24 protein-coding genes are annotated in these 25,452 nt (G+C 65.9%); 18 read left to right on the top strand and 6 right to left on the bottom strand.

Annotated features, from left to right (window positions below; translation table 11 throughout):
- Window positions 1-12: 12 nt before the first annotated feature.
- On the bottom strand, window positions 13-1,008 hold the full coding sequence (locus tag LKD76_RS29420; protein WP_227985457.1) for a Zn-ribbon domain-containing OB-fold protein: 996 nt from the start codon (window positions 1,006-1,008) through the stop codon (window positions 13-15).
- Between the two features lie 107 nt (window positions 1,009-1,115).
- Between LKD76_RS29420 and LKD76_RS29415 the strand changes: the two genes are divergently transcribed.
- The 4 genes from LKD76_RS29415 to LKD76_RS29400 all read left to right on the top strand — a co-directional run bounded on the left by LKD76_RS29415 (window position 1,116) and on the right by LKD76_RS29400 (window position 6,819).
- Window positions 1,116-2,153, top strand: coding sequence for an LLM class F420-dependent oxidoreductase (locus tag LKD76_RS29415; protein WP_227985456.1), 1,038 nt, complete (start codon window positions 1,116-1,118; stop codon window positions 2,151-2,153).
- Window positions 2,154-2,183: 30 nt separating this feature from the next.
- A complete protein-coding gene (locus LKD76_RS29410; protein WP_227984634.1) occupies window positions 2,184-3,725 on the top strand; it encodes an acyl-CoA synthetase in 1,542 nt (513 codons plus the stop codon).
- A 214-nt stretch (window positions 3,726-3,939) separates the two neighbouring features.
- Entirely contained in the window at window positions 3,940-5,589 is a 1,650-nt protein-coding gene (locus LKD76_RS29405; protein WP_227984633.1) for an acyl-CoA synthetase, read from the top strand.
- Window positions 5,590-5,808: 219 nt separating this feature from the next.
- Window positions 5,809-6,819, top strand: a complete 1,011-nt coding sequence (locus tag LKD76_RS29400; protein WP_227984632.1) for a sigma-70 family RNA polymerase sigma factor — start codon at window positions 5,809-5,811, stop codon at window positions 6,817-6,819.
- Here LKD76_RS29400 and LKD76_RS29395 read toward each other — a convergent pair.
- Window positions 6,816-6,959, bottom strand: a complete 144-nt coding sequence (locus LKD76_RS29395; protein ID WP_227984631.1) for a hypothetical protein — start codon at window positions 6,957-6,959, stop codon at window positions 6,816-6,818. The two genes, LKD76_RS29400 and LKD76_RS29395, sit on opposite strands and share 4 nt — an antisense overlap.
- Window positions 6,960-7,283: 324 nt before the next feature.
- Here LKD76_RS29395 and LKD76_RS29390 point away from each other — a divergent pair, with 324 nt between their 5' ends.
- Window positions 7,284-8,711 (top strand): MFS transporter, encoded by a 1,428-nt coding sequence (locus tag LKD76_RS29390; RefSeq protein ID WP_227984630.1) that lies wholly within the window; start codon window positions 7,284-7,286, stop codon window positions 8,709-8,711.
- 63 nt (window positions 8,712-8,774) lie between these two features.
- On the opposite strand, the gene LKD76_RS29385 is transcribed toward LKD76_RS29390, so the two are convergent.
- A complete protein-coding gene (locus tag LKD76_RS29385) occupies window positions 8,775-9,659 on the bottom strand; it encodes a LysR family transcriptional regulator (RefSeq protein ID WP_227984629.1) in 885 nt (294 codons plus the stop codon).
- 111 nt (window positions 9,660-9,770) lie between these two features.
- Between LKD76_RS29385 and LKD76_RS29380 the strand changes: the two genes are divergently transcribed.
- Window positions 9,771-10,553 carry an alpha/beta fold hydrolase gene (locus tag LKD76_RS29380; protein WP_227984628.1) on the top strand — a complete coding sequence of 261 codons (783 nt, stop codon included), beginning with the start codon at window positions 9,771-9,773 and terminating at the stop codon, window positions 10,551-10,553.
- A 33-nt stretch (window positions 10,554-10,586) separates the two neighbouring features.
- Window positions 10,587-11,393 (top strand): alpha/beta fold hydrolase, encoded by an 807-nt coding sequence (locus LKD76_RS29375; RefSeq protein WP_227984627.1) that lies wholly within the window; start codon window positions 10,587-10,589, stop codon window positions 11,391-11,393.
- Between the two features lie 23 nt (window positions 11,394-11,416).
- Here the strand turns inward: LKD76_RS29375 and LKD76_RS29370 are convergent, their stop codons facing one another.
- Window positions 11,417-11,836, bottom strand: a complete 420-nt coding sequence (locus tag LKD76_RS29370; protein ID WP_227984626.1) for a VOC family protein — start codon at window positions 11,834-11,836, stop codon at window positions 11,417-11,419.
- Between the two features lie 164 nt (window positions 11,837-12,000).
- On the opposite strand from LKD76_RS29370, the gene LKD76_RS29365 reads away from it, so the two are divergent.
- Entirely contained in the window at window positions 12,001-12,573 is a 573-nt protein-coding gene (locus LKD76_RS29365; protein ID WP_227984625.1) for an AAA family ATPase, read from the top strand.
- An 80-nt stretch (window positions 12,574-12,653) separates the two neighbouring features.
- Here LKD76_RS29365 and LKD76_RS29360 read toward each other — a convergent pair whose 3' ends face one another.
- Window positions 12,654-13,757: an acyl-CoA dehydrogenase family protein gene (locus tag LKD76_RS29360; RefSeq protein WP_227984624.1), complete on the bottom strand. Its 1,104-nt coding sequence runs from the start codon at window positions 13,755-13,757 to the stop codon at window positions 12,654-12,656.
- Between the two features lie 33 nt (window positions 13,758-13,790).
- Window positions 13,791-14,984, bottom strand: coding sequence for an acyl-CoA dehydrogenase family protein (locus tag LKD76_RS29355; protein WP_227984623.1), 1,194 nt, complete (start codon window positions 14,982-14,984; stop codon window positions 13,791-13,793).
- A gap of 190 nt (window positions 14,985-15,174) precedes the next feature.
- Between LKD76_RS29355 and LKD76_RS29350 the strand changes: the two genes are divergently transcribed.
- From LKD76_RS29350 to LKD76_RS29305, 10 genes are all read left to right on the top strand, one after another.
- Window positions 15,175-15,363, top strand: coding sequence for a ferredoxin (locus tag LKD76_RS29350; protein ID WP_227984622.1), 189 nt, complete (start codon window positions 15,175-15,177; stop codon window positions 15,361-15,363).
- A gap of 44 nt (window positions 15,364-15,407) precedes the next feature.
- Window positions 15,408-16,325: a 3-oxoacyl-ACP reductase gene (locus LKD76_RS29345; protein ID WP_227984621.1), complete on the top strand. Its 918-nt coding sequence runs from the start codon at window positions 15,408-15,410 to the stop codon at window positions 16,323-16,325.
- Between the two features lie 278 nt (window positions 16,326-16,603).
- Window positions 16,604-17,368, top strand: coding sequence for an MlaE family ABC transporter permease (locus LKD76_RS29340; RefSeq protein ID WP_227984620.1), 765 nt, complete (start codon window positions 16,604-16,606; stop codon window positions 17,366-17,368).
- Between the two features lie 4 nt (window positions 17,369-17,372).
- A complete protein-coding gene (locus LKD76_RS29335) occupies window positions 17,373-18,224 on the top strand; it encodes an ABC transporter permease (RefSeq protein ID WP_227984619.1) in 852 nt (283 codons plus the stop codon).
- Between the two features lie 5 nt (window positions 18,225-18,229).
- Window positions 18,230-19,450 (top strand): MCE family protein, encoded by a 1,221-nt coding sequence (locus LKD76_RS29330; RefSeq protein ID WP_227984618.1) that lies wholly within the window; start codon window positions 18,230-18,232, stop codon window positions 19,448-19,450.
- A 2-nt stretch (window positions 19,451-19,452) separates the two neighbouring features.
- Window positions 19,453-20,478 (top strand): MCE family protein, encoded by a 1,026-nt coding sequence (locus LKD76_RS29325; RefSeq protein WP_227985455.1) that lies wholly within the window; start codon window positions 19,453-19,455, stop codon window positions 20,476-20,478.
- A complete protein-coding gene (locus LKD76_RS29320) occupies window positions 20,475-21,536 on the top strand; it encodes an MCE family protein (protein WP_227984617.1) in 1,062 nt (353 codons plus the stop codon). Before LKD76_RS29325 ends, LKD76_RS29320 begins: the two co-directional genes overlap by 4 nt.
- Entirely contained in the window at window positions 21,533-22,783 is a 1,251-nt protein-coding gene (locus tag LKD76_RS29315; protein ID WP_227984616.1) for an MCE family protein, read from the top strand. Before LKD76_RS29320 ends, LKD76_RS29315 begins: the two co-directional genes overlap by 4 nt.
- Window positions 22,783-24,024, top strand: coding sequence for an MCE family protein (locus LKD76_RS29310; RefSeq protein ID WP_227984615.1), 1,242 nt, complete (start codon window positions 22,783-22,785; stop codon window positions 24,022-24,024). Before LKD76_RS29315 ends, LKD76_RS29310 begins: the two co-directional genes overlap by 1 nt.
- A complete protein-coding gene (locus LKD76_RS29305) occupies window positions 24,021-25,424 on the top strand; it encodes an MCE family protein (RefSeq protein ID WP_227984614.1) in 1,404 nt (467 codons plus the stop codon). The genes LKD76_RS29310 and LKD76_RS29305 overlap by 4 nt, the downstream gene beginning before the upstream one ends.
- Window positions 25,425-25,452 lie beyond the last annotated feature (28 nt).

The following is a 25,452-nucleotide window of genomic DNA, read 5'->3' as shown; positions in this document are numbered from 1 at the left end:
GTCTTTCAGCTCCTAGAGGTGGTGCCGGTAGCTGTCGTAATCCGCGTCCGGCTCGCCGTTGGGCTCGAAGTGGTCCACATTCTCCAGCGTGTAGCCCCACTCCTCGCGTGGCTTCCACACAGCTTTGACCCGCATGCCCATGCGAACGTCGGCGGCATCGCAACCCAGCACCCGGTGCAGCACCGGAATATCGGAGCCGTCGAGCAGAACATAGGCGGCCACGAACGGCGGCTTGATCTTCTGGCCCATGAACGGCACGTTGACGATGCAGAAGGTGGTGATGGTGCCGGTATCGGACACCTCGATCATCTCGTCGGTAGGCCGACCGTCGATCGGATCGGCACCGCGAGCGGGGAAGTAGACCTTGCTGTCGGCATCCGCGCGACCACCGAGCAGCCGCCCCTCGGCCAGGCCCTTCAGGTACTTGGTCTCGGTGGGCGCCGCGGTGTGCTTGTAGCGCAGGTCGATCGGGGTGATTATCCCGGTAACCGGCTCGCCTGCGGGGGAATCGCTCGGCGCGGCGGAGGTCTCGCCGGGCTCGACGCATGCGATGTCGTGGATGCTGCCGGTGCGTTCGGCGGCCCAGCGCACCCGCACCCGCATCCCGGTGTGCACGTCGTCGGGCGAGGACACGTCCAAGGCGTGTAGCAGTGCGGTATCGGCGCCGTCGAATGTCACCAGCGCCCAGGCGAAGGGGCGGTCGAAGGGCTGGCCGGGGAGCGGGTCGGCGACCCAGCTCCAGCTCTGCACGGTCCCGACATCCGAGACGTCGACGAAATCGCTCAGCGGCTTCGTGGTCACCGGATCGAATTCCGCCGGCGGCACGATCACCCGGCCGTCGCTGCCGCGGACGCCGACGATCCGGCCCTCGCGCAGCCCGGTCAGGAACCGGCCGATGGTCGGTCCGACCGATCGGGTGTAGTCGAACTTCATTCGTAGTTCGGCGCTGAGTACCTCGGGGGCGGGTTCCGCTTCCGGACCGCTGCCTTTCGCGATTGCGCCGGTCATGGTGTTCCCATTGGTCACGATATCGAGTAGAACAGGTTCTTATTCTGGTGGCAAGAGTTACCAGGGAAAGGCCGTCCGGCGACGGGGTCCGGCGAAAGGAGTCGATGATGCGATTCGGGTTGCAGCTCGGGTATTGGGGCGCCGCTCCGCCGCCGAACGCGGCGGAGTTGGTCGTCGCGGCCGAGGAGGTCGGCTTCGACGCCGTCTTCGCCGCGGAGTCGTGGGGTTCGGATGCCTTCACCCCGCTCGCGTGGTGGGGATCGTCGACGAATCGGGTGCGGCTGGGCACCTCCGTGGTGCAGTTGTCCGCGCGCACGCCCACCGCGACCGCGATGGCGGCGTTGACCCTCGATCATCTCAGCGGCGGCCGGCACATCCTCGGGCTGGGCGTCTCCGGTCCACAGGTGGTCGAGGGCTGGTATGGCCAGCCGTTTGCCAAACCGCTGCAGCGCACCCGCGAATACGTCGGGATCATCCGTCAGGTACTCGCCCGGGAGGCGAAGGTGGTCAGCGACGGCAGCCACTACCGCCTGCCCTACGACGGACCCGGCGCCACCGGCCTCGGCAAGCCGCTGAAGCCGATAACTCACCCGCTACGTGCGGATCTGCCGATCTGGCTGGGGGCTGAGGGCCCGAAGAACGTGGCCCTGACCGCCGAGATCGCCGACGGCTGGCTGGCGATCTACTACACCCCCCGGCTGGCCGGCATGTACGACGAGTGGCTCGACGAGGGCTTCGCGCGTCCGGGTGCGCGGCGTTCGCGGGAGGATTTCGAGATCGCGGCGAGCTGTCAGGTGATCATCACCGACGACGCGCGCGCGGAGATCGATCGGATCAAACCGGTGATGGCGCTCTACATCGGCGGTATGGGGGCCGAGGAACTCAATTTCCACGCCCAGGTCTATCGCCGGATGGGTTACGGCGCCGAGGTCGACGAGATCACCGCGCTGTTCCGATCCGGTCGCAAGGACGAGGCGGCGGCCGTGATTCCGGATCAGCTGATCCTCGACACCGCGATCATCGGCGATGAGGACCATGTCCGATCGCAGCTGAAGGTCTGGGAGGCCGCCGGCGTCGGGATGCTGCTGGTGACGGTCCGCGATATCGGGCAGCTGCAGCGCCTGGCCCCGCTTGTCCAGATGTAGAACGCGTTCTAAATTCGAGGAGTGACTTCGATGGAGCAGGCACAGCAGCTGGGATTGTGGAATATCGCGGCGTCGACACCCGAGCGGATCGCGGTCGTCGATCCGACGGGCCGCGCGGTGAGCTACCGGGAACTGGCCGGGCAGGCCGATCGCATCGCGCGTGGTCTGCAGGCCGACGGGTTGCGGCCCGGTGATGTGCTGGTGTCGATGGTGCACAACACCACCGACGCTCTGGCGGTGTACTTCGCGGCCTACCAGGCCGGGCTCTACATCGTGGCGGTCAACTGGCATCTGACCGGACCGGAGGTCGCCTACATCCTCGGCGACAGCGAGGCTCGGGTGTTCATCGCCGACGAGCGTTTCGCCGACGCCGCGACGATCGCCGCCCGGATGGCGAATGTGCCTGCGAGTGGCCGATATTCGGTCGGCACCGTCGACGGTTTCCGGCCGCTGGCCGACCTCGGGGCGGGGGAGTCCGGCCGCCCGGCGGTGCGCGCCACCGGTGCGCCGATGCTCTACACCTCCGGAACCACCGGACGTCCCAAGGGTGTGCGGCGACCGCTGACCGGTGCCGACCCGGATGTGGTCGGCCCCCAGGCCACCGGATTCTTCGGCCTGTTCGGTATCGGGCCCCTCGACGATCATGTGCACATCTGCGGGTCCCCGCTCTATCACACCGCCGTGCTGAACTTCGCCTCCATCTCGATTCAACTGGGGCACAAGGTGGTTCTGATGGACAAGTGGGATCCCGAGGAGATGCTGCGGCTGATCGACGAACATCGGGTCACCCACAGTCATATGGTTCCCACCCAGTTCCATCGTCTGCTGGCGCTGCCGGACGAGGTTCGCGCACGCTACGACGTGTCCTCGTTGCGCTGCATGATCCACGGCGCCGCACCGTGCCCGCGGGAGACCAAGCGCAGGATGCTGGAGTGGTGGGGTCCGGTCGTCACCGAGTACTACGCGGCCACCGAGGGTGGCGGTACCTCGATCTCGGGTGCGGAGTGGTTGCGCAAACCGGGATCGGTCGGCAAGCCGTGGCCGTACGCGGTGGTCAAGGTGCTCGGCGAGGACGGTGCGGAACTGCCGCCCGGCGAGATCGGCCAGGTGTACATGAAGATGGGCGGCTCCACCTTCGAGTACCACAAGGACAAGTCCAAGACCGAGGATGCGCGGGTCGGTGATCTGTTCACCGTCGGCGATATCGGCCATATGGACACCGACGGCTATCTGTTCCTGCACGATCGGCGTTCGGACCTGATCCTGTCCGGGGGTGTGAACATCTATCCGGCCGAGATCGAGGGCGAGCTGATCACCCATCCGAAGGTCGCCGATGTCGCGGTTTTCGGTATCCCGCATCCGGATTGGGGTCAGGAGGTCAAGGCGGTGGTGCAGCCCGCCGAGGGCGTGGTCGGCGACGACGCGCTCACCGGTGAACTGATGGAGTTCGCCGCGGCGCGGCTGGCGAAGTACAAACTGCCCAGGAGCATCGACTATCTGCCGGAACTGCCGCGCGATCCGAACGGCAAGTTGTACAAGCGAACGCTGCGCGAGCGGTACGCCCCCGCGTAGCGGCAGTCTCGCCGATCGAGGCCGGCGTCCTGTCGTCCTGCCCTGTACAGGGCGCTCTCGATCGCGACGGCCGAGCCCGTCCGGTATCCACCGGGCGGGCTCGTCGTCGTCGCAGAATACGCCTTTCCGGAAAACCCATCGGCGGTACGGGCGAATTAGTAAACTGTGTTAATTAGGTCTTGTCAGCAGAGAGAACACGTTCTATTTTGGTCCTGTGAGCTACAACATAGCGGACCTTGTCGAACACACCATCGACCTCGTGCCGGACCGTGTCGCGCTGGCCGACGACGTCCGCTCGGTGACCTATGCCGAGCTGGAGGATCGGGCCAACCGATTGGCGCATTACCTGCAAGAACAGGGTGTGCAACCGGGTGACAAGGTCGGCATCTACTCGCGCAACACGATCGAGGCCGTGGAGGCCATGGTCGCGATCTTCAAGGCGCGGGCAGTAATGATCAACGTGAACTTCCGATACGTCGAGAACGAGTTGCAATACATATTCGACAATTCGGATATGGTCGCGCTGATTCACGAGCGTCGATACAGCGACAAGGTGTCGGCGGTGCGGCCGAACTCCCCGAAGCTGAAGTCGGTCATCGTCGTGAACGACGGTACCGAGGCCGAGGTGGATCTGCCCGCGGATTCGGTGGAATACGAAGCGGCGCTGGCGAGTACGTCCGGTGAACGCGACTTCGGTGACCGCACGGGCGACGACATCATGATGATCTACACCGGCGGCACCACCGGTATGCCCAAGGGCGTCATGTGGCGCCAGGAGGACTGGTGGCGGGTGCTCGGCGGTGGCATCAACTTCGTCACCGGCGAGGCCATCGAGGACGAATGGCAGCAGGCCAAGGCCGGCGCCGCGGGCCCGCAGATGGTGCGCTATCCGATCCCGCCGATGATCCACGGCGGTTCGCAGTCGGCGACCTTCCACGGCCTGTTCGACGGCGGCAAGACCATCATGCTGCCCGAGTTCACCGCGCACGGCGTCTGGCAGGCGATCGACCGCCACGGCGTGAACCTCATCTTCATCACCGGCGACGCCATGGCCCGGCCGATGCTCGACGCGCTGAAGGCGGGCGATCCGGAAACCGGTGCGGACTACCAGCATTCGAATCTGTGGGCGATGGCCAGCAGTGCGGCGCTGTTCTCCCCGGCGCTCAAGGACGAGTTCATCGAGCTGCTGCCGAATACGGTGATCACCGACTCCATCGGCTCCTCGGAGACCGGTTTCGGCGGCCTGTCGGTGGCGGCCAAGGGTGCCACCCACACCGGTGGCCCGCGGGTGAAGATCGACGCCTCCACCGCCGTGATCGACGACGAGGGCAATCCCGTCGCTCCCGGCTCCGGTCAGGTCGGCGTGCTGGCCCGCACCGGCAACATTCCGCTCGGTTACTACAACGACCCGGTGAAGACCGCCGCGACGTTCAAGGAATTCAACGGGGTCCGCTACTCGATTCCGGGTGACTTCGCCCGCGTCGAGGAGGACGGCACCGTCACCATGCTCGGCCGCGGTTCGGTCAGCATCAACAGCGGTGGCGAGAAGATCTACCCCGAAGAGGTCGAGGGTGCGCTCAAGTGTCATCCGGAGATCTTCGACGCGCTGGTGATCGGCGTGCCCGACGAGCGCTGGGGGCAGCGGGTGGCCGCGGTCGTGCAGTGCCGCAGCGAGAACCGGCCCACGCTCGAGGATCTGCGTCCGGTGCTGACCCGCGAGATCTCCTCCTACAAGCTGCCGCGCAGCCTGTGGTTCGTCGACGAGATCAAGCGTTCGCCGGCCGGAAAGCCGGACTACCGCTGGGCCAACGAGCACGCGCAGTCGCGTCCGGCCGATGAGGACGGGCAGGCGGCGGCGAAGTAGTTACCTGGCCGAAGTAAATATTGGGCAATCGATCTCGCCGTGCCCGGACGTCGTATCCGGCGCACGGCGAGATCGTCTCCGGAGGGCTCCGGAATCGCACCTGGCCCGCTGTCGCCGCGTGGCCGTTCGTGCGCCATTACGCCGCATCGTTTCCGGTTCGCGACGGTGCCCCGGTTTTCGGGGTGTTTTCTGTCGGTGGCCTGTGCCACAGTGATCCGCATGAGCGAAAAAGCCTCCGCCGGCACCGTCGACGACGTGCTGCAGCAATTTGAGGGTTACCGGCGGGAGCTGTGTGCTTACGCCTATCGCATGCTGGGCTCCTCCTTCGAGGCCGAGGATGCGGTGCAGGAGACGTTCACCCGGGCGTGGAAGGCCTACGACACGTTCGAGGGTCGCTCCAGTCTGCGTTCGTGGCTGTACAAGATCACCACGAACATCTGCCTGGATATGCTCGACGGCCCGCAGCGGCGGGCCCGGCCGATGGATCTGTCCGGTCCGTCGAGTCCGGACAGCCCGCTGCCGCCGCCGCAGCCGGATTACGTATGGGTCGAGCCGATCCCGAACGCCCTGGCCTTCGGCGCGGACCCGGCCGAACACGCGAGCACCAAGGATTCGCTGCGGCTGGCATTCGTCGCGGCGTGTCAGCATCTGCCGGCCACGCAGCGCGCGATTCTGATCATGCGTGAGGTGCTGCGGTTCTCCGCCAGCGAGACGGCCGAGATGCTGACCATGTCGCCCGCCTCGGTGAACAGCGCCTTGCAGCGGGCGCGTGCGACGATGTCGAAGGTGCAGCCCTCGGAATCGGGCGGCTACGACGAGTCCGACGACAAACAACGCGAACTCGTCGACGATTTCGTGCGCGCCTTCGAAGCCTACGATATGGACGCGCTGACATCTCTGCTGAAACAGGATGTGGCGCTGTCGATGCCGCCGATCGAGCTATGGGTCTCCGGTCCGGAGAATGTCGCGCAGTTCATGCTGTCGCCGGGGCCTTCGGCCTGCCGCGGTTCCCGGTTGGTCGCGCTGGAGGGTGCCAACGGCCTTCCCGCCTTCGGTCAGTACAAGCCCACCGAGGAGCCCGGGGTGTACTCGCCCTGGTCGATCACCGTGCTCGAGCTCGACGGTGCGGAGATCGGCGGCCTGAATTTCTTTCTCGACGCCGAGCGGCTGTTCCCGCTGTTCGGTCTGCCGCTGGAGCTGCGCGACGAGACCGCCGACTCCTCGGACTAGTCGATCGCCTTCGCGGTCAGCCAGATCGCGATGACCACACCCCCGGCCACCACCATGCCGATGTGGCCGGGGGATCGTGCGTAGTCGTAGACCGAGAATGCGACGACGGCCGCCATGACGAAGATCAGCAACCGTTTCACTGTCTTTCCCCCCACCGCTCGGCATCCCAGGATACGAGAGATGGATTCGGTTGTGCCACAGGGGAATAGCGGCTAATCCACAGCGTCGCCATTGCCGGGGGTTCGCTCTCGAGTCTCGCGGCGCCGCCGGGGATGGGATGGATGGCCCTCGTCGCGTCGGATCACGCGGGCGAGCACTCTATATGTACCGATACCCTCTCGGGGTATGAAATGAATCACAGGACCTCGCCGTATTCTCCAGATACCCCTAGGGGGTATACAGAACAGGTCCGAAATTCAAACGGGCGCAACCGATGCGCCCACGCCCAAGGAGTGAGGATTTCGATGTCCACTCGGGTATCCGCGCCGCCGTCGCGGCGCTGGTTCGCATTGGCCCTGATCGCCCTGGCTCAGTTCATGGTCATCATGGACACCTCGATCATCGGTGTCGCCCTGCCGAAAATGCAGGATTCCCTCGGCTTTTCGCAGGAAGGCCTGTCCTGGGTCTTCAACGCCTACGTGATCGTCTTCGGCGGATTGCTCCTGCTCGGCGGCCGGCTGTCCGATATCCTCGGCGCCCGCCGCGTCTTCGGTGCGGGGTGGATCGTGCTCGGCGCCGGTTCGCTGGTGGCCGGACTGGCCGGTTCACCCGCGGTCGAGCTGATCGGCCGGGGCGTGCAGGGCGCCGGTGCCGCTCTGATCGCGCCCTCCGCGTTGACGCTGCTGATGATGCTGTTCGGTGCCAACCCCAAGGAGCTCACCACCGCCTTCGCGTTCTACGGCGCGGCCGCTCCGGCAGGTGGTACCGCCGGTGTGTTCCTCGGCGGCCTGATCACCGAATATGCTTCGTGGCCTTGGGTTTTCCACATCAACATCCCGATCGCGATCCTGGCTGTCGTCGCGGCCGCGCTACTGGTCCCCGGCGGGGCGTCCGAATCCGGCGGATCGGTCGATGTGCTGGGCGCCGCCACCGCGACGCTGGGACTCGGCGCGGCCGTCTTCGCGGTCGTGCGTGCTCCCGAAGTCGGATGGGGTTCCGGCTCGACCTGGGCCGTACTGGGGATCGCGGTCGCCCTGCTGACGGGATTCGTGGTCCTGCAGGCGCGCCGCCGGCAACCGCTGATGCCGCTGTCGATCTTCCGCGCCCCGGATCTGGGTGCCGCGAATCTGGCTCAGGTACTGCTGGGCGCGGCCTGGGTGCCGATGTGGTTCTTCCTGAACCTGTATCTGCAGCAGGTCCTGGGCTATTCGGCCTTCCCGTCGGGTGCGGCCCTGCTGCCGATGACGGCGCTGATCATGATCGGAATGATCGCGATATCGCCGAAACTGTTCGCGCGCTTCGGTGCTCGCCCCATGGTCGTCACCGGACTGCTGGTTCTGGGGGCCGGACTGGTCTGGCTGTCGTTCATCCGGTCCGGCGGCACCTTCTGGATCGATGTGCTGCCCGGGTCGCTGCTGGCCGCGCTGGGAATGTCGCTGGCGTTCGTGCCCTCCCTGCAGACGGCCATCTCGGCGGCCCGTCCGGAGCAGGGCGGGCTGGCCTCCGGCCTGGTCAACACCGGATATCAGATCGGATCGGCGCTGGGCCTGGCCGCGGTGACCGCGGTCGCGTCCGTGGCAGGCGCCGATCGGATCGGTGAGGTGGACGCACTCACCGACGGATTCTCCGCGGCATTCGGAACCGCCGCCGGGATCGCGGTGTTCGCGGCGGCGCTGGCCTGGGTGACGTTCCGGTCGCCGGTGCGGCGGAAGGAGGTCCCGGCCGGCGGGTGAGACCCCCTGATCGACGAGTGCGGCCTCCGACCGATGGGTCGGGGGCCGCGCATCGCTGTGTGGTCAGGAGGTGATGGTGTGGCAGGCCTCGATCAGTGCTCGTAGTTCGGCACGCGGGGGATCGGGGCGCACCGCCAGATAACTCGGCATCACCGGCTCGGGGTCGCGCAGCGGCCGCCAGACGACCCCCGGGAACGACAGTTGCCCGGCCTGCGCCGCGTAGTAGACCGTCCAGCTGGGGGCGCCGAAACCGATGGCGGCCAGAGTGTCCTGCTCCGTGGTGAACTCCGGGCCGAACGTCGGTGTGAAGCCGGCCCGCCCGCACGCGTCGGTGATCAGATCGTGCAGAGCCGGGTTGCGGCCGCGATCGACCAGCCGCAACGGAAGCTCCGCCAGCCGGGCCAGCTCGATCTCGCGCAGGACCGCCAGATCGTGGCGAGCGGGAAGGACCGCGACCAGCCGATCGGACCACAGGGGGAGCAGTTCCAGGCCGGCTTCGGTCCGGGCGCCGCGCACGATCGCGGCATCCAATTCGCCCGATCGCACCCGCTTCATCCGTTCCTCGGTATCGGCATTGACCAGCTCCAGATGCGCGTCCGGGGCCGATCGCGCGAATTCCACCAGGATGGCCTCCAGCCGAGTGCCCAGCCCGGTGCTGGTGCCCAGCCGGATGGTGCCCGATCGCTCGACGCGCAGATCGTCGATAGCTCGGCGGGCCCGGGTCACCGCGTCCCGGACCTGTTCGGCGTGGGGGAGCAGCCGCCGCCCGGCCTCGGTGAGCCGCACGGTACGGGTGGTGCGATCGAACAGCGCCACGCCCAGCTCCCGTTCCAGCCGGTTGATCTGCTGACTGACCGCCGACTGCACGATGTGCAGTCGTTCGGCCGCCCGTCCGAAGTGCAATTCCTCGGCGACGGTCAGGAAGTAGTGCAACTGCCGGAGCTCCACCCGGCGAGATTAATCAGTTTTCGTGAACAGTGCCAGCTCGATTCGGCCGTTTTTCGCCGCCGCCGATCGCGGTTTCCTGAGTGCACACACCGAACACAGGAAGTGATCGCGATGCCGTACCTCACCGTCAACCACACCCAGCTCTACTACGAGGATCAGGGCAGCGGGCAGCCGCTGCTGTTCCTGCACGGCTGGGGCACCAGCGGCCGGGTCTGGGGCGCGCAGCAGGCCGATCTGGTGCCCGATTTCCGGGTGGTCACCCTCGACTGGCGGGGATGCGGGCGCTCGGCCCGGCCGGCCGCGGGCAACACCTTCGCGGGTGCGGTGGCCGACCTGGTCGAGGTGATCGAGCAGCTGAATCTGTACCGGCCGGTGGTGATCGGTTCCTCGGTCGGCGCGGCCTTCGCCACCGAACTCGCGCTGGCGCATCCGGATCTGCTCGGCGGAGTGATCGCCGTGGACGGCCCCGCCTACTGGCCCGGGCAGGGCATGCCACTGGCCGAGATCATCGACGAAATGCGATATCGGCGAGCGGAATTCCTGTCGACCTGGGTGCCGAACTGGTACGCCGCCGCATCACCGGTACTCGTCGACTGGACGATCCGGCAGATCCTCGACTCGGGGGTGTATATCGACGAGTTGTTCCACGCCTGCGCGACCTACGATCCGCGCCCGCGACTTCCGTTGCTGCGCACCCCGATCCACTACCTGCACGGGGAATTGGACGCGGAGATCCCGGTCGAGGTGGCGCGAGTGTGCGCAGCCCTCACTCCCGGCGCCGCGGTGACCGTTATCGATGGTGCGGGACATATGCCGCAGCAGGAGCGGGCCGCCGAGTTCAATGCCGCCCTGCGTTCGGCGGTGGCCGCATTCCGGCAGCGCGTGGCCGCCTGATATCCGAATATCCCTGTCGCCCTAGGACATACGATGCATATCGCAACAGCTCGATTCGACGGCCGCGAGGCCCGGGTCGCCTACGATCTCACCGGAACAGGCCCGGCGGTGGTGCTGGTCCACGGCACCGCGGCCGCCCGCGATCAGTGGGCGCCGTTGACCGCCCTGCTCGCCGACCGCTATACCGTTCTCGCCCTGGACTATTCGGGCTCCGGCGATACCGCCGACGACGGTGGGCCGCTCACCGTCGCCGATTTGGCCGCCGAGGTCCGGGCCGCCGCCGACCATGCCGGAGTCGGCGAATTCCATCTCGTCGGCCATTCGCTCGGCGCGGTGATCGCCGCACATCTCGCCGCCACCGCACCCGGCCGGATCCGCTCCCTGCTCATGCACGCGGGCTGGGTCCGCACCGATACCCGCATGGATGCCGAATTCCGGTACTGGATCGAGCTGTTGCGGACCGACGCGGAGCACGGCACCGCGCTGTTCGCGCGGCAGCTTCCGATGATGGCGTTCGGCCCGCGCTACTGGGAGCGCACCACCGCCGCGGACAACGATGCGCTGGTCGAGCAGCTGGCCGGTGTCATCGCCCCGGGGGCGGCCAGACAGACGGAAGTGGATCGAACCGTCGATCTGACCGATCTGCTCGGCCGGATCGCCGCGCCGGCCCTGATCCTGGCCAGCGCGCACGATCGGATCATTCCGGCGGCGCAGCAACGGCAGCTAGTGGCCGCGATTCCGGATGCCCGCTACGCCGAAATCGATGCCGGGCACGGTGCGCCGGGCGAGGATCCGGACGGATTTCACGCCAAGATCATCGGTTTCCTGGATGCGCAGTGAGCTGAACCGGCCTCGGGCGGCGATCAGTTGCCGCCCGGGTAGTCCATCCAGAAGGCTTCCCAGTGATGTCCGTCCGGGTCGAGGAACGCGCGGCTGAACATGCCGACAGCCTCCTCCTGGGCCCGCTTGTCCTCGCTGACCTCCTCGGTGGCACCGGCCGCCGTTGCCGCGGTCAGCAGCGCCTCGACCTCCGCGGCACTGCCCATCGACAGGGCGTAGATCGACCCGGCGGCCGCGCGGGTGTCGGCGATGGGGCGGTTGGTGAACATGTCGAAATGGCGGTGCGTCAGCAGCATCACGCAGATGTTGTCGTCGACGACCACACAGGCGGCGTTCTCGTCGGTGAAGTCGGGATTCACCTTCCAGCCCAGCGCCTCGTAGAAGGTTTTGGATCGCTCCAGATCCTCGACGGGGAGATTGATGAAGATCATCTTGCTGGCCATGCGCGGGGGTCCTCTCGCCTGCGTTCGTCTCTGTCACCAATACCGACGCCGCGGCGCGGGCAAACTCATCGCAGATCTGTGGCATGGCCTCTGAGCTGGGGGAACCGTCCTCCGGTGCGAGAAATGGATCGCTCGCGAGCGCGGTGCCGGGATACCGTCGGCCCATGTGTGCTTCCGAGGCCGGAGATGCCGGCGATCCCGTGAGGGAGACCTCCGGCGCGGTGTACCTGATCACCGGTATCCAAGCGGCGGGCAAGTCGACGGTCGCCCAGGCGCTGGCCGAGCGATTGCCGCGCTCGGCCCATGTGCACGGGGATGTGTTCCGGCGCTTCGTGATCGGCGGGCGCGCCGAGATGTCGGGCGCGCCGAGTGCGGACGCCCTGCGGCAGTTGCGACTACGGCATCGGCTGGCGGCATCGGTGGCCGACGAGTACGCGGCGGCCGGTTTCACCGCGATCGTTCAGGACGTCGTCCTGGGCGAACTGCTGCCGTGGACGATCGAGCGGATCCGGACCGATCCGCTGTATGTGGTCGTGCTGGCCCCGCGCCCGCCCGCGGTCGCCGACCGGGAGGCGCGTCGCGGTAAGAAGGCCTACGGCACCTTCACCGTCGAACAACTCGACGACATCCTGCGCACCGAGACCCCGACTATCGGATTATGGCTCGATACAACGGATCTCACCGTCGCCGAGACGGTGGACGAGATACTCGCCCGGGCCGATCCGATACCGAGGTAGCGGGCCGGATCATTACGTGGAAATGTCCGGCCGGGTTCGATCCGGTGGAGCGGCGGATCGAACCCGGCCGGGCGCCTGCGCTAGTGGGCCTCGGCCAGGAGGGTGCCCAGGGCGCGCAGGTGGTCGGTGGCGCCGCCGAGTGCGAACTCGTTGTGCTTGGCGGCGGTGAAGTAGCACTGGACGATGTGGTCGCGGTCGATGCCGACGCCACCGTGCACGTGCACGGCGGTGTGGGCGATGCGATGACCGGCCTCGGCGGCCCAGAACTTGGCGGTGTGGATCTCGGCGTCGGCGGGCAGCCCCTCCGACACCCGCCAGGCCGCCTGGGTGACCGCGAGCCGCAGCCCCTGCAGATCGATGTACCCGTCGGCGAGGCGTTGTGCCACGGCCTGGAAGCTGCCGATCTTGCGATTGAACTGTTCGCGTTCGCGTCCGTACTCGGCGACCAGTTCGACGGCGCGCTCGAGTGTGCCCAATTGCTGTGCGGCCAGTCCGAGCCAGCCCTGTGAGAGCAGCCAGTTCAGGATCTCGGCGCCGTCGTCCACGGTGCCGACCAATTCGGCGGGTGTGGCGTCGAATTCGAGTTCCGCCTCCGGGCTGCGGTCGACGACCTGCTGATCCGTCAGCCGCACGCCGGCCGCGGCCGGATCGACCAGGAACAGCGCGGCCTTACCGGATACGGTGGCGGGCACCAGGATTCGTGTGGCCTGCGCGGCGAACGGCACGATGGTCTTGGCGCCGACCAGCGTCCAGCCGTGGTCGTCGGTGGCCGTGGTGGTGGGCTTGTTCGGCTCCCAGTTCCGTTCCTCGGACAGCGCGACGGTCAGAATCGTCTCACCCGCACCGGCTTTCGTCGCCAGCTCGCGCTGCGCGTCGTTACCCCAGCGGGCCAGCGCGCCGGCGCCGAGGACGACCGACCACAGATACGGAACGGCGGCGACGGCCTTGCCCAGCTCGCGCAGGATCGCGGTCTGCTCCAGCACGCCGAGATCGCTGCCGCCCACCGATTCCGGCAGTGCCGCCGCGAGAACTCCGGTCTCGGCCAGCGAACGCCACAGCTGCGCGTCGAAGCGGACCTCGGCGGTGTCGAGCTCACGCAGCCGGTCGGCGGTGACCAGCTTGCCGCAGACCTCGCCGGTCAGCCGTGCCAGATCCTGCTGCCCCTCGGTAAGTGTGAAATCCATCGGTATTACCCAGCTTTCGAACTAGTGCGCGGCTCAGCGGGCGGCTGCGGGCTGTTTCAGGGCGGTCATCGCGATGATGTCGCGCTGCACCTCGTTGGTGCCGCCGCCGAAGGTCAGGATCAGGCAGGCGCGATGCATTCGCTCGAGCCGTCCGCGCAGCTGGGCGCCGGGGGAGTCCTGCCGCAGATAGGCCTGCGGTCCGAGGATCTCCATCAGCAGCCGGTAGGCCTCGGTGGCCAGTTCGGTCCCGAGCACCTTGCAGGTGGAGGCATCCCACGGCCGCGGGGCCGCGTCACCGCCGGCGTCGGCGCCCGAGGCGATCTCCCAGTTGAGCAGCTTGAGATATTCGACCTGGGCGTGCACCCGGGCCAGATTGAGCCGTACCCATTCGCTGTCGATGAGGCGGGCGCCGCTGGAATCCTTGGTGTCGCGCGCCCATTCGGTGGTCTGCGCCACCGCCAGCGCCAGCGGGGCGGCGGAGGTCAGTGCCACGCGCTCGTGGTTGAGCTGATTGGTGATCAGCGCCCAGCCGCCGTTCTCCGGGCCGACCATCGAGCTGTGCGGGACCCGCACGTCCTGGTAGTAGGTGGCGCTGGTGTCCGGTCCGGCCATGGTGTGCACGGGCGTCCAGGAGAACCCCTCGGCGTCGGTGGGCACGATGAACATGCTCACGCCCTTGTGCTTCTTGGCGCTCGGATCGGTGCGGGCGGCCAGCCAGATGTAGTCGGCGTACTGGATCAGGCTGGTCCACATCTTCTGACCGTTGATCACCCACTCGTCGCCGTCGCGGACCGCGCCGGTGCGCAGCGAGGCCAGGTCGGTACCCGCCCCGGGCTCGGAGTATCCGATCGAGAAGTGCAGCTCGCCGGCGGCGATCTTGGGCAGGAAGAACTTCTTCTGCTCCTCGCTGCCGTAGTGCATGATCGTCGGTGCGACCGAGTTGATGGTCAGGAACGGCACCGGGGCGCCGGCGACGGCCGCCTCATCGGTGAAGATCAGCTGATCCATCGTCGAGCGATCCTGCCCGCCGTACTCCTTGGGCCAGCCCAGGGCGAGCCAGCCGTCCCGGCCCATTTCCTGGACCACCTCACGGTAGACGTTGCCGTGGCCGTATTCACCGGTCTGGGACGACAGGGCCTCGCGGCGCTCCGGCGTGATCAGCTTGGCGAAATATTCGCGGAGCTCGGCGCGCAGCTGCTCCTGTTGCTCGGTATAAGCAATCCGCATGGCGGTTACCTCGACTCGGTGATGGGGATGACGGATGCGGCGACATCGGCTCGTGTCGGCCGGCCCTGTCACGATCATTGCATATCTACTGAAACATGTTCCAGTATGGATACCGAATCCGCCCGCTTCGTCGGCGGCGGTGCGTCCGGGCTTGTAGGCTCGGCAATACCTGGTGGTGAAGGAGTTATCAATGAAGGTCAGCGTGGACTTCGACCAGTGCGAAGCCAATGGAATCTGTGTCGGAATCGCCCCCGACGTCTTCGAACTCGACGATGAGGACATGCTCCACATCGTCACCGCCGACGTGCCCGACGATCGGCTCTCCGATGTCGAGACCGCGGTCGCGCAGTGTCCGAAGGCCGCCCTGCGTTTGCAGTGAAATGGATGCTTGCCGATAACTGGAACACGTTCTAGAGTCACGGCGTGAGTGAATCGTCGAATCAGTCGGGGACGGACCTGTCCGGCAAGGTAGCGATCGTGACCGGAGCTGGTGCCGGCCTCGGACGGGCGGAGGCACTGGCACTGGCCGGTGCCGGCGCCTCGGTGGTGGTCAACGATCTCGCCGAGAGCGATGCGGTGGCCGCCACCCTCGCCGACATCCGCGCGCTGGGCGCCAAAGCGGAATTCGTGGCCGGTAGTATCGCCGAGCGCGCGACCGCCGACGCCCTGATTCGCACCGCCGACGAGACCTTCGGCAGCGTGGACATCGTGGTGAACAATGCGGGAATTGTCCGCGACCGCATGCTTTTCAATCTTTCCGATGAGGACTGGGACGCGGTGCTCTCGGTCCATCTGCGCGGACATTTCCTCTTGTCGCGCAATGCCGCCGCCTACTGGCGCGCTAAATCGAAGGAATCTGGTGCTCCAATTTACGGGCGCCTGATCAACACCTCTTCGGAAGCGGGTTTGCTGGGTCCCGAGGGGCAACCGAATTACGCCGCCGCGAAAGCCGGAATCACCGCATTGACGCTGTCGGCCTCGCGTGGTCTGTCGCGCTACGGCGTGCGCGCCAATGCGATCTGCCCGCGCGCGCGGACCGCGATGACCGAATCCGTTTTCTCCGCGGCGCCCGACGGCGACGTGGATCCCCTCTCGCCCGACCATGTCGCCCGTCTGGTGGCCTATCTGGCCTCTCCCGGCGCCGATGCGGTCAACGGCCAGGTCTTCGTCGTCTACGGCCCCATGGTCGCGCTGATGGCCGCGCCCGAGGTCGAGGCCCGCTTCGACGCCGCCGGTGCGGAATGGAGTGCGGACGCGCTGGCCGACACACTCGGCACCTACTTCGCCGAGCGCCCCGTGGGGCGTACGTTTTCCGCGAGTTCGCTACACGATCTCGGCTGATTATCGGGTGCAGGTCGTCTGACCAACTTCGGTTGATCGGCGGTCGCGCACTTGGTAGACATGGGGTCGATGGTTGTGGGGTGCCTCACAAAGGCGTTCTGTACACCGTATAGAACCTGTTCTAGCTTCTGAGTCGACTCTCAGATGAAAGAGCAGGTCAAAAATGGCAAATTCTCTTCCGAATCGACATGAACATGTTCTAATCTTCGGAGCGGAAGAGGTGTGGAGGCCTGCGGGCGCGACGTTGCGCGTACGGGTCGGCTAGGAGGAATCGCGGAATGAACGAGGTTCTTGCCGTGCCGTTGCGTGCGGTCGGTGGGTTCTTCGAACTCGTGGCAGCGGTGGCGCGGGCCGTGATACGTCCCCCATTTCAGCGGCGAGAATTCGTCGACCAATCATGGTTCGTCGCGCGAGTGTCGATCGTCCCGACCATCTTGGTCGCGATCCCATTCACGGTCCTGGTGAGCTTTACGCTCAATATTCTGTTGCGGGAAATCGGCGCGGCCGATCTCTCCGGTGCGGGCGCCGCATTCGGAACGGTCACCCAGGTCGGTCCGATCGTGACGGTGCTGATCGTCGCGGGCGCCGGCGCCACCGCGATCTGCGCCGATCTGGGAGCGCGCACCATTCGAGAAGAAATCGACGCCATGAAGGTGCTCGGTATCGACCCCATCCACCGTTTGGTGGTGCCCCGGGTGCTCGCCTCGATGTTCGTCGCGGCCCTGCTGAACGGCCTGGTGTCCACAATCGGCATCGCCGGTGGCTTCCTGTTCTCGGTACTGCTGCAGGGCGTCAACCCCGGCGCCTTCGTCAACGGGCTCACCCTGCTCACCCACACTCCCGAGCTGGTCATCTCCGAGGTCAAGGCCACGCTGTTCGGTCTGATCGCCGGTCTGATGGCCTGCTACCTCGGACTCAATGTCAAGGGCGGCCCCAAGAGTGTGGGTGACGCGGTCAACCAGACGGTGGTGTTCTCCTTCATGGCCCTGTTCGTGGTGAACGTCGTGGTCACCGCCGTCGGTATCAAGTTCACGGTGCGGTGATCCGATGGCATTCGTAATCCAGTCCCGTTTCCCCCGTACTGTTCGACGGGTGCGGCGGGTGTCTAGTTCGATGGACGGGATCGGGCATCATGCCCAGTTCTACGCGAGATCCCTGGCCTCGGTGCCGAAGGCGTTCTCGCACTATCGCACCGAGACGATTCGTCTGATCGCCGAAATCAGCATGGGCACAGGCGCTTTGGCCGTCATCGGTGGCACGGTGGTGATCGTCGGCTTCCTGACGCTGTTCACCGGTGGCACGATCGCCGTGCAGGGCTACAGCTCGCTGGGCAATATCGGCGTCGAGGCCCTCACGGGCTTCTTCGCCGCATTCCTCAACGTGCGCATCGCCGCCCCGGTGATCTCCGGTATCGGTCTCGCTGCCACCATCGGCGCGGGCGCCACCGCTCAGCTGGGCGCCATGCGGGTGGCCGAGGAGATCGACGCGCTGGAATCCATGGCGATCCGGCCGATGCCGTTCCTCGTGGGTACCCGCGTGCTGGCCGGCATGATCGCGATCGTCCCGCTCTACGCACTGGCGGTCATCGCCTCGTTCGTGGCGAGTCGGTTCGCGACCGTCGTCATCTACGGCCAGTCGGGTGGTGTGTACGACCACTATTTCTCGACCTTCCTGATTCCCAGCGACATCCTGTGGTCGTTCGTGCAGGCGATTCTGATGGCCTTGGCGGTCATGATGATTCACACCTACTACGGCTACAACGCGACCGGTGGACCGGTCGGTGTGGGAATCGCGGTCGGCAATGCCGTACGCGCCTCACTGGTGGCGGTGGTGTCGGTGACTCTGCTGATGTCACTGGCGATCTACGGCACCTCCGGCAACTTCCATCTCTCCGGGTAGGCGGTATGGCGGCAAATAAGCTCGTTGAAAAGGAAGGCACCGGAAAGTTTTTCGGCGCCGGATGGGGCGTGAAGCTCTCGGGCCTGGCCCTGATCCTGATTCTGGCCGCGGTCGTCGCTATCGCCTTGACCATGTTCGTGGGGGGCTTCACCACCACCAAGCCGGTCTATCTGGACGCACCGCGCGCCGGACTGGTCATGGACAAGGACGCGAAGGTCAAGATCCGCGGCGTGGAAATCGGCCGGGTGTCGCATATCGCGTATACCGGTGATCACGCGCGCCTGACCTTGGCGATGAACCCCGATCAGCTGAAGATGGTCCCGGCCAACTCGACCGTCGATATTCGGTCGACCACGGTATTCGGCGCCAAATACGTGAACTTCATCGAACCGGAACAGCCTTCGGGCGGACATCTGCAGCCCGGATCCACCGTGTCGGCACAGTCGGTGACCGTCGAATTCAACACGGTATTCCAGCATTTGACCGATGTGCTGGCGAAGGTGGCGCCGGAAAAGCTCAACGCGACGCTGACGGCGCTGGGCACCGCGTTGCAGGGCCGCGGGGACAAACTCGGACAGCTGCTCGTCGATTCCGATCAATACCTCAGCGACATCAACCCGAGCCTGCCGGATCTGCAACGAGATCTGCAGACCTCGGTCGGCGTGACGAATCTGTACGCCGATGTCACCCCGGACCTGTTGCGCACCACCCAGAACGCGACCACGACCAGTAAGACCATCGTGGACGAGAACAAGAACTTCGACGCGATGCTGGTGAATCTGATCGGCCTGGCCGACACCACCCGCCCGATTCTGAGCGATAACGCCCAGGCGCTGGCCACCTCGCTGGACCTGTTGCGCCCCACCACGGCACTGCTCAACGAGTACCGCTCGGCGCTCGGCTGTGTGGTCGAGGGTGTCGGTCAGAACGTCGACATCATGGACAAGATCTTCGGTGGTGGCCCCGGCGGCACGGTGCTGCTGAACGCCGGCTTCATGCCCGGTGGCGAGCCCTACCACTATCCACAGGATCTGCCCAAGGTGAACGCGACCGGAGGCCCGCACTGTGAGGGCATCCTGGATCGCCAGCCCACCGATCACGCCAACTATCTGGTCACCGATACCTCGGAGGGCGAGGTCTGGACTCCTGAGCTGCACACACATCTCAACGGACCCAGGGTCTTCCAGATCATGTTCGCCGGACTGCCGGGGGTGCCCAACCCATGAGGATGAAAATTCACGCGTCGACTCTCAAGCTGGGTATTTTCACCCTGGTCATGGTGGTCGTACTGGCTTTCCTCGTCGTGGTGTTCAGCCAGATGAGGTTCTCGCGAGAGACCGGGTATCACGCGGTCTTCACCAATTCGTCGGGAATGCTGCCGGGCTCCAAGGTGCGTATCGCGGGTGTTCCGGTCGGCTCGGTGAAGAGTGTCGAGGTGGGCTCCGACCACCTCGCCCATGTCGATTTCGATGTCGACACGAAGTACAAGCTGTACGTCAGCACCCGGGCCACCGTCCGTTACGAGAACCTCGTCGGTGACCGGTATCTGGAGTTGATGGAGGGTCCCGGTACCGCCCAGGTACTGAAGAAGGGCGGCACCATCGGCACCGACAAGACCAAGCCGGCCCTGGATCTGGACCTGCTGCTCGGCGGGTTCAAACCACTGCTGCGCGGCTTGGATCCGACGCAGGTCAACGACCTGACCAGTGCGCTGCTGCAGGTGTTCCAGGGCCAGGGCGGCACCCTCGTCTCGCTGTTGAACAGCGGCGGTTCGTTCACCAAGACCCTCGCCGATCGGGACGCTCTGATCGGCAGCGTGATCGACAACCTGAAGACGGTCCTGGCGACCATCGACGATCACAACAAGGAATTCGACACCACACTGACCGAACTGCAGCGGCTCATCAGCGGACTGGCCGCGGACAAGGATCCGATCGGCGAGGCACTGCCGAAGCTGGCGGGCGCCACCGGCGATCTGACCGGTCTCCTGCGGGAAGCCCGCCCGGACCTGAAACAGACCTTCGGCCAACTCGGCCAGGTGTCGGAGAACATCGACGCGCACTCCAGTGATATCGAGTGGATCTTCCAGCAGTTGCCGAGTACCTACCGAAAGCTCGTGCGGATCGGTTCCTACGGATCGTTCCTGAATATGTATGTCTGTGGTGTGACGATGCTCGCCGATGGTCCGGACGGTAAACCGATGGAAGTGCACCTGTCGGGTAACCAGACCACGGGAAGGTGCGAAGCGAAGTGAAAGTCGAACGTTCTCCCCTGATTTCGGCCGGCATCGTCGGCATCGTGGTGGCGGCGTCGATCGCACTGTCGGCATTGCAGTTCGACCGGCTGCCGTTCATCCGCAGCGGCGCCGACTTCACCGCCTACTTCGCCGACGCCGGCGGGCTGCTGCCCGGTGACCAGGTTCAGGTCGCCGGGGTGCGTTCCGGGCAGGTCGAGGATGTCGGCCTCGACGGGGCCAAGGTCAAGGTCCGGTTCAGTGTCGACGAGTCGATCGTGCTCGGGCAGAAGACGACCGCCGCGATCAAGACCAATACCGTGCTCGGCCGCAAATCCCTCGCCCTCGTTCCGCAGGGCCCGGGCGCCATCCGGCGGGATCAGCCGATCCCGTTGGAGCGCACCACCTCCCCGTACTCGCTCAACGACGCACTCGGTGATCTGACGAAGACCGTGCAGGGGCTCGACCTCGATCAGGTCAACAAGACCTTGGACACGCTGTCGGAGAGTTTCGCCGATACGCCGGCCCCGCTGCGCTCGGCCCTCGACGGGGTGACCGCGCTGTCACGGAGCCTGAACAAGCGCGATCAGGCCCTGACCGAACTGCTCTCGCACGCGCAGAACGTGACCAAGGTGCTCTCCGATCGCGCCAACCAGATCAACGCGTTGCTGACCGACGGCAATGATCTGCTCGGCGAACTGGATGCCCGGCGGTCCTCGCTGAGTCAGCTGATCGTCTACGTGAATCAGCTGGCCCAGCAGCTGACGGGCTTCGTCAACGACAACGAAGCGCAGCTGAAACCCGCACTGGACAAAGTGAATTCGGTGCTGCAGCTGTTGCAGCGGAACAAGGACAACCTCGGCAAGGCGCTCGACGCGCTCGGCCCGTATGCCGCGGCGCTCGGTGAACAGGTCGGCAGCGGACCGTACTTCCAGGCCTACCTGTCGAATGTCGAGAGCATCCCGCTCAGGTCGCTGGTCGACGCGCTGGTGTGGCCGGAGCGCTTGCCGAAGGACCTGTACGACTCCTTCGGACACCCGATCACCACCAACCCCGCCGAAACGGAGCCGCCGCGATGAACGCAGTGCGCAGACTCGCCAAGGTGCCACGCTGGGCGCAGGTCGTCGCCGCGATCGTGGTGATCGCCCTGGTCGGGTGGTTGATCTACGGCCTGGTATCGGGCATCGGCAAGAAGCACGTCACCGCCTATTTCCCCTCCACCAACGGCCTGTACGCCGGTGACGACATCCGGGTGCTGGGGGTCAAGGTCGGGCGGATCGACAAGATCGAGCCCGGCAAGGATCAGGTCAAGGTCGCGATGACCGTCGATCGTGGCGTCGACGTACCCGCCGACGCGAAAGCCGTGCTCGTCTCCCCGAACCTGGTGTCGGCTCGGTTCATTCAGTTGGCGCCCGCCTACACCGGCGGGCCGAAGATGGCGAACAACGGCTCGATTCCGATCGAGCACACCGCCGTTCCGGTGGAGTGGGACGACATCAAGAAGGAACTGACCGAGCTGTCCAAGGCCCTCGGCCCGGTGGGTGAGGATCAGCAGGGCTCGTTCGGCCGGTTCATCGACACCGCGGCGAACAATCTCGGTAACGGCAACGCCCAGGCATTCCGCGATACGTTGCAGGAGTTGTCGCACACTCTCGGTGTGCTGTCCGACGGCCGGACCGATCTGTTCGGCAGCATTCGCAATCTGCAGCATTTCGTCGATGTGCTGTCCAAGAGCAACGAGCAGATCGTGCAGTTCGGCGGGCGGCTGGCCTCGGTGTCGTCGGTGCTGTCGGATACCTCGAACGATCTCGGGGCCGGACTCGACAACCTCGACTCCGCGGTCGGTGACGTCAAGCGATTCCTCGACGAGCGTGGCGGCGCCCTGACCGAGAGTGTGCAGCGGCTCAGCGATGTGACCCAGCTGCTCGCCGACAAGCGCGACGATATCGAGCGGGTCCTGCACGCCGGCCCGACCGGACTGGTCAACTTCTATCAGATCTACAAGCCCGCGCAGGGATCGTTGGCCGGTGCCGTGGTCGGTACCAACTTCGCGAACGCATCGGCCTTCCTGTGTGGTTCGGTCGAGGCGATCGAGGCCGACGATTCCGACAAGTCCGCGGCGCTGTGCAAGCAGTACGTGGCGCCGGTGATCAATTCGCTGATGATGAATTACCCTCCGATCCTGGCGAATCCGGCGTCGACGCAGACCGCGTTCCCCCAGCAGCTCACGTACAGCACGCCGGATCTGGCCGAGCGCGCGAATACCGCCCCGCCGAGCAGCGTGCCGAACGGCATCGCGGGCCTGGCTCTTCCAGGAGGTCGTTGATGCGTAACCGTCGGAGGCGGATAGCAGCTGTCGCCATCGGCGTCGCTGTCGTGATGGGCGCCACCGGCTGCCAGTGGGACGGGCTGAATTCGGTGCCGATGCCGGGTGCGGCGGGAACCGGGGCGGGCTCGTGGCAGGTTCGCATTCAGATGCCGAATGTCACCACGCTGACCCGCAATTCGCCGGTCATGGTCGACGACGTGACGGTCGGATCGGTGAGCGGAATCGAGCTCGAGGACTGGCACGCCCTGGTTACCGTGAGTCTCGACAAAGATGTGAAGCTGCCGGAGAACGCGGTCGCCCGGATCGGGCAGACCAGCCTGCTGGGCAGTAATCACGTCGAATTGGCGGCGCCGGAGGGGATCGCGCCGGAAGGACAGCTGAAGAACGGCGACCTGATCCCGCTCGACCGGGCCGGTACCTACCCCACGACGGAGCAGACGTTGTCGTCGTTGTCGGTGGTGCTCAACGGCGGAGGTATCTCGCAGCTGGAGACGATCACCCACGAATTGAACGCCACGTTCAAGGGCCGGGAGGATTCGATCCGCGACCTGCTTCCGCAGCTGAACCAGCTGACCACGACACTCGACCAGCAGACCGGGGACATCATCTCCGCGATGGGCGGGCTGGATCGGTTCGGCGGGCAGCTGGCGCAGGAGAAGGACAAGGTCTCCGCCGCCATCACCCAGATCCACCCGGCGCTGACCGTGCTGGCCGACAAGCGTGAGAACATCACCAAAACCATTACGGCCCTAGGTGATCTGAGCGGCGTCGTGCAGCAGGTGATCGCGCAGAGCGGTGACAACCTGAAGGCGAATCTGGCCAATCTCTGGCCTGCCCTGCAGACTCTCGCGAACACCGGTGACCGGCTCGCCACGTCCCTGCAGCTCTTGCTCACCTTCCCCTTCCCGATCAAGGGCATCAACAAGGCGATCAAGGGTGACTACATGAACCTGTTCGTCACCTATGACCTGACCAGTGCCCGGCTGGACTCCAACTTCCTCACCGGCACCCCCCTCGGTGGCAAGTTCGGCGGTGTCCAGGCGAAGTACGGTGTCGAGGCGGCGCTGGGCACGATCGCCGGAACCGCCGGTGAGAAGGGCGATCCCGTCCAAGGTCCGCTGCAGCCGCCGCCGCCCACACCGTCGCTGCCGGGGCTGCCGCCGATTCCGGGGCTGCCCGCGATTCCGGGATTGACGGTTCCCGTTCCCGTTGCGCCGCAAGGAGGTCCGGGTCGATGAAGCTCAGTAAATTTGTCAGGACTCAGCTGATCATCTTCTCGGTGCTGACGGTTGTCGGCCTGGTCGTCATGTCGGCGAGCTACATCCATCTGCCCGCGATGGTGGGTATCGGGCGCTATCAGGTCACGGTGAAATTGGCGGCCACCGGCGGCCTGTACCCGACCGCGAACGTCACCTACCGCGGCACGAATATCGGCAAGGTCGAGGATGTGAAGCTCACGCCCGACGGCGTGGACGCGCGCATGTCGATCACCACCAAGTACAAGGTTCCCTCCGATGTGGACGCCTACGTCAAGAGCGTGTCCGCGATCGGTGAGCAGTACGTGGACCTGGTGCCGGTCGAGAATCCGCAGGGCGGGAATCTGCGCGACGGATCCGTTATCCCGGTGCAGCGCACCAGACTTCCGCAGGATGTCGGTGACATGCTCGACCAAGCCGATCGCCTGTTGTCCTCGGTCGCGGACACCAAACTGCGCGAGGTGATCGACGACGCGTTCGTCGCCTTCAACGGCGCCGGCCCGGATCTGCAACGCTTCATCGATTCCGCCTCACTGCTGGTGCAGGAAGCCAAGGGCAGCACCGAACAGACGAAGGATCTGCTGGACAAGCTCGGTCCGCTGCTGGACACCCAGAATCGGTCCGATGCCGATATCCGGGCGTGGACCAAGAACCTCGCGACGGTGACCGATCAACTGCGCGAGCACGATCCGTCGTTGCGGCAGCTGATCGAGCGCACTCCCGCCGCGGCTCAGAAGATCAGCTCGACGTTCCAGGATCTGGAGCCGACGTTGCCGATCCTGCTGTCGAACCTGGTCTCGGTCGGACAGGTGGGCGTGACGTATCACGCCGGCCTGGAACAGATCCTGGTGGTATTGCCGCCGATGATCGCGGCGCTGCTGACGGCCGCGAAGAGCAGCCCGACCAAATACGGCGCGAAGGCCGACTTCATGCTCGGGCTCAACGACCCGCCCGGCTGCACCACCGGCTTCCTGCCGCCGGATCAACGGCGTTCCCCAACGGATTTCAGCATCCCCGACACCCCGGAGCTCTACTGCAAGATCTCGCAGGACTCGAGTACCGCGGTGCGCGGTATCCGCAACTTCCCCTGTGCGGACGTACCCGGTAAGCGGGCTCCGACCCCGGCGCTGTGCCATGATCCGCAGGGTTACATCCCGGAGGGGACCAACCCGCCGTTCGGCCCGCCGCAGCCGGTCGCGCCGTCCGCCGCTCCGTCGGCCGAAACCCATCCGTCCTCCTTCTCGAATCGCACGATGGATCCGCGCAGCGGAACCTTCACCGGTCCCGACGGCAGGACGTACCGGCAGGGGGATGTCGCTGCCAACGGTTCGGGCACGGTACCGTCGAGTTGGCAGTCGATGCTCGAGGAGCAGCAGCGATGAGCGAGCAAAGCAACCACAACAGCGCGCG

The sequence above is a fragment of the Nocardia spumae genome (assembly GCF_020733635.1).
In the GTDB taxonomy this organism is placed as follows: domain Bacteria; phylum Actinomycetota; class Actinomycetes; order Mycobacteriales; family Mycobacteriaceae; genus Nocardia; species Nocardia spumae.
The sequence above is the reverse complement of the archived record's forward strand: the minus strand, read 5'-3'. Positions and strand labels throughout refer to the sequence as shown.